We start from the raw sequence: 2,827 nt of genomic DNA, 5'->3' as shown, positions 1-2,827 counted from the left end.
GCATCATACATCCGGGTCACTACTGTACCGCATGCACCGAAAGGGGCAGCCCAAACTTCGACAGGGCGGTCGGAGGTCAATCCGCCCAACTTGTGATGATCGCTAAATCCGACCAACTCAGCCGATTTCAAATCTGCCGGTGCTTGCGTGTAATCCGAGTGATCAACCAAAAAGACCTTTCGACCAGTGACGTGAGTCACTATTGGTAGTTGTGGCAAATGGAATGAATCCAGAACATAGCGCGTTTCGGCATTCGCTGGTCCCTGCGCGACAGCTTGCGCTGCGATACCTTGAACTGTCTTGAGATGTGCCACCGCAATTGCAGAACAGATTGAGTCAGTATCAGGATTCATATGTCCGATGACGAGTAACGGCTCTGCCACCTGCGCAGTGCCAGCCCAGACGTACATGGGCAACCCCACCAGACATGCAAAAATATGACGTTGAATGAGCATGGTTTCATCCTTTTAAAATGCACCTTATTTAAATTTAACTATTCAAAGTGACGCTCAAGAACGCCAAAGCAGGCAAATATATTATTTTTCTTGGTCAGAAACGGTATAACTTGGCATAAAACTGAAAAAACATATTTTTATGCCAAGTTAAAACATATAAAAACAATACCACTCTTCACGTACAACCATATCTTAAACATAGACACCAGTTATATTGATGCAATTTAACTTAACTTGCACACAAACTTTATCACTTCAGACTATGATGTAGCATGTGTTTTATATAGTGTTAATTAATTCTTAAAGAAGGACTGGTTATGGACAACAGTGACTTGGAAAAACATCCTTTCAACCAAGAATCATGCCCACTATCAAGGCGAGATTTTCTTAAGTATTCTGCTTGGACGCTAGGTTCGGCATCATTAGGCTCATTTACTTTCGGATGTAATGGCAATAACAGTACAACATTGCAAAAATATGCAATCAATCCAGATGTACAAACCACACTGCAAAGGATGATTTCATTTCCATTAATCAAGGCGGGATTAAAGCCCAATGAGCTGTCACACACAGAACTCTACGAAAAATATGGATATGGTTCATGGAGTTATGGTGCACCATTACCGTTAGTACTACGTAATGATATCATGCCCGCCGCCTATACCAATTCCACACCGGAAAGAAACAGACAACTTATCCGTTTTTTTACTATCAGTGACATACATATCACGGATAAAGAAGCACCCAATCAGCTCATTTACTTTCAACAGTCAGAACCATTTGCCTATCCCAACACCTCGATTTATTCACCTGTGATGCCATATACCACACATGTGCTCGATGCGGCGATACAAACAGCAAATGTCTTACACAAGACACACCCCTTTGACTTCGCTCTTTCATTGGGGGATACCTGTAATAGCACCTCATATAATGAATTACGTTGGTATATTGACGTCCTGGATGGGCAGAAGATCGCCCCAAGCTCCGGAAAACACCAAGGTAACGAATCCATCGACTACCAAAAACCCTTCCAAGCGGCAGGGTTGGATACCGAGATCCCCTGGTATCAGGTGCTGGGTAACCACGACCACTTTTTCCTGGGTTCATTTCCTGTCGATGCCATTCCCAGCCTTGGTTTTCGCAAATCCTATATAGCTGACTCGGTTTGGGCCATTGGTAATCCATTAGTGCCAAACATCGATAATTTCCCCACCTTATTTGATATGACAACGTTCAGCATGACCCCCGACTACTACCCTGGATACCTGAGCGGCAACACTATGACAGGGGTCATTACCGGCGCGGGCAGTACGACCGATAGTGCCTTCGCAGATGGAGCCCCCAAAGTGGCCGCGGATCCAGACCGCCGCTCACTGCTGAGAACTGAATGGATCAATGAATTTTTCAACACGAAAAAAACCTGGCCGAAGGGGCATGGATTCAATCTGGTCGATACCACAGACCCGGCCTGGGATGAAGGCTTTGCTTGCTACACCTTCGAACCAAGCGACAGGGTGCCACTCAAAGTCATCGTATTGGACAACACTCAGTCAGAACATGATGGGTCAACCGACATACATGGCCATGGCTATCTGGATCAAAAACGCTGGGCTTGGCTGCAAGCCGAACTCGACAAGGGTCAAAACAACAACCAGCTAATGATCATCGCCTCACATATTCCACTTGGCGTAGCAGGGATCGGTTCAGAAATGGAGTGGTGGTGGCCAACGCAAGAAAATATTGCACCCGAATATCAGAATGCCGTCGATCTTGCAACACTGGTCACTAAACTGCAAAACACGCCCAATTTACTCTTGTGGGTAGCGGGACATCGTCATTTCAATACAGTGAAAGCGTTCAAGTCTCCTATTTCAACCGAACCAGAGCGTGGATTCTGGCAGGTGGAGACATCATCATTACGGGACTTCCCCCAGCAATTTAGAACCTTTGATATATTTCTGAACAGCGATTACACCATCTCTATCGTGACTGTAAACGTTGATCCCTCTGTTGCTGCGGGAACGCCAGCAGCAACATCGCGTAATTATGCTATAGCCACACAGCAGATCATAAATACCGATCTCACGCTCAATGTACAAAACTATGCAACCTTCAAAGGGGTCACCATCCCGACCATGGACCCAACCCGACCACAAACCGGTGATCAATCATCACCTCCTGCATTAAAGGTGCTAGATCCATCCATTCAATTTGTAGATCTCGGCAATAGCCAACCGCCGGTTCCTTACAATGCCTCTTACAATGCAGAACTGTTTAAACAACTGAGCCCACAGATGATCACCGAACTAAAAACACGCTTTCCACTCCCATAATGCTCTTCCGACGATCAATAAGTCGCCTCATACACG

2 protein-coding genes are annotated in these 2,827 nt (G+C 45.7%); one reads left to right on the top strand and one right to left on the bottom strand.

Going from position 1 to position 2,827, the window contains the following annotated elements:
• On the bottom strand, positions 1 to 455 hold a 455-nt coding region (locus LD28_RS22300; protein ID WP_193354303.1), incomplete at its 3' end, for a DHH family phosphoesterase.
• Between the two features lie 317 nt (positions 456 to 772).
• Between LD28_RS22300 and LD28_RS0111240 the strand changes: the two genes are divergently transcribed.
• On the top strand, positions 773 to 2,791 hold the full coding sequence (locus LD28_RS0111240) for a TIGR03768 family metallophosphoesterase (RefSeq protein ID WP_033137059.1): 2,019 nt from the start codon (positions 773 to 775) through the stop codon (positions 2,789 to 2,791).
• The last annotated feature ends 36 nt before the right edge of the window (positions 2,792 to 2,827 follow it).

This window comes from Aeromonas finlandensis, from assembly GCF_000764645.1.
GTDB classification, from domain to species: domain Bacteria; phylum Pseudomonadota; class Gammaproteobacteria; order Enterobacterales; family Aeromonadaceae; genus Aeromonas; species Aeromonas finlandensis.
The sequence above is the reverse complement of the archived record's forward strand: the minus strand, read 5'-3'. Positions and strand labels throughout refer to the sequence as shown.

Excerpts from the sequence above, each read along its gene's own strand:
- LD28_RS0111240 (WP_033137059.1), top strand. The coding sequence starts at position 773 with ATGGACAACAGTGACTTGGAAAAACATCCTTTCAACCAAGAATCATGC.